At 65.3% G+C, this 1,986-nt stretch carries 2 protein-coding genes; one reads left to right on the forward strand and one right to left on the reverse strand.

Annotated features, from left to right (window positions below; all coding sequences use genetic code 11):
• A partial coding sequence (gene bktB, locus G9C89_RS24830) for a beta-ketothiolase BktB (protein WP_172153355.1) occupies positions 1–1,106 on the reverse strand: 1,106 nt, incomplete at its 3' end.
• A gap of 178 nt (positions 1,107–1,284) precedes the next feature.
• On the opposite strand from bktB, the gene G9C89_RS24835 reads away from it, so the two are divergent.
• On the forward strand, positions 1,285–1,986 hold a 702-nt coding region (locus G9C89_RS24835), incomplete at its 3' end, for an AraC family transcriptional regulator (RefSeq protein WP_172153357.1).

Raw genomic sequence — 1,986 nt, forward strand, 5'->3', positions numbered from 1 at the left:
CGATGCAGTTCGTGGATGGCCTTGGTGACAATGATCGCCCCGGTGGCACCGACCGGGTGGCCGAGGGAAATGCCCGAGCCATTCGGGTTGACCTTGGCCGGGTCGAAGTCGAGTTCGCGAGCCACGGCGCAGGCCTGGGCGGCAAAGGCTTCGTTGGCCTCGATCACATCCAGGTCGGCGACCTTCAGGCCGGCGCGTTGCAGGGCCAGGCGGGTTGCCGGGATCGGCCCCAAGCCCATCAGCACAGGGTCGACACCGGCATGCGCGTAGCTGACCAGACGGGCCAGCGGGCGCAGGTTATCGGCCTGCACCGCCGCGCCGGTGGCCAGGACTACCGCCGCCGCGCCGTCGTTGAGTCCCGAGGCGTTGCCGGCGGTGACCGTGCCGCCCTGCTTGAATGCGGTCTTCATGCCCGCCAGTTGCTCGATCGAGGTGTCGCCACGCACATGCTCATCGACCTCGAACAGCTGCGTGCCTTTGCGCGTCTTGATTTCGACCGGCACGATCTGGCCGGCGAAACGTCCTTCGGCAATCGCTTGCGCCGCACGCTGCTGACTGACCAGCGCCAGGGCGTCCTGCTCTGCGCGGCTGATGCCATGCAGTTCGGCGATATTCTCGGCGGTAATGCCCATGTGAATCCGCTGGAACGGGTCGTGGAGAATGCCGAGCATGTAGTCCACCACCGGCATGTCACCCATGCGACCACCCCAGCGCGCGCCGGGCAGCAAATAGGCACCGCGGCTCATGGATTCGGCACCACCGCCGATGGCGATGTCGCAGTCGCCCAGCAGCAGGCTCTGCGCCGCCGAGATGATCGCCTGCAGGCCGGAACCGCAGAGGCGATTGACATTAAATGCGGGGGTTTCCTGGGGGATACCGGCGTTCATCGCGGCCACCCGGGAAATGTAGGCATCTCGCGTTTCAGTGGGAATGACATTGCCCATCACTACATGACCGATACGCTCGGCGGCACAACCGCTGCGCTGCAGGGCGGCGCTGACCGCGGTCGTGGCCAGTTCACATGGCGGGGTATCCTTGAGCGTGCCGCCGAAGGAACCGATTGCAGTTCTGACAGCGCTGACGATATAGACTTCGGGGTTAGGCATAGGAGACTCCGGTGGCATTGAGATCCAACTGATGCGTGAACGGCGCGCGCTGTGGCGGCGCCCTGCTCAGGCGTGGGGTAGTCTAGGGAGCCGCTGAACACCGGCCTATGCCGAAAATTACCGATTTGACTGATACTTTTTGCAACCCCTGGCAACTGACCCGCAGCGAGCGAGCGTTATGCAAAAGAAGGACTCGGTGGCCGTGTATTTCGTCCGGGCCGCCCTCTACGGGCTGCGCGACAACCCGCAGCGCCGTGCGCAACTGCTGGACCAGGCAGGCATTGCCGAAGAACTGCTGGACGACCCGAGGGCGCGGGTCGCGGCCACGCAACTGGCCAAGTTGTGGCTGGCCGTCGCCGAGGAACTGGACGACGAATTCCTCGGCCATGATTCGCATGGCATGCCGCTGGGCAGCTTTGCCCTGATCTGCCGCGGCCTGATCCAGGCGAACAACCTCGGCCAGGCGCTGCGCCAGTGCCTGAGCGGCCTCGGCCTGTTCTTGCGGGATATCCGCGGCAGCCTGTCAGTACGCGGCGACCGCGCCGTGATCCGCTTGCACAACCGCCAGCCAGACCCGCAGGCGCGTAGCGTCGCCGAGGAAATCTACCTGACCGTGGTGCTTGGCCTGCTCTGCTGGCTGGCGGGTCGGCGCATCCCCATCGACCGCTCGCAATTCACCCACCCGCGACCGGCGCATGGCGACGACCACCTGTTCTGGGGACCGAATCTGACCTTCGAGGCCGCCCATAGCGAAATCGAATTCGCCGCCAGCTACCTCGAGCTGCCGCTGGTACAGAACCTGGCGACGCTGAAGACCTTCCTGCGCACCTCACCGCAATGGCTGATCGTGCGTTTCAGCAACCGCCAGGGACTGAGCGCC

The sequence above is a fragment of the Pseudomonas tumuqii genome (assembly GCF_013184545.1).
In the GTDB taxonomy this organism is placed as follows: domain Bacteria; phylum Pseudomonadota; class Gammaproteobacteria; order Pseudomonadales; family Pseudomonadaceae; genus Aquipseudomonas; species Aquipseudomonas tumuqii.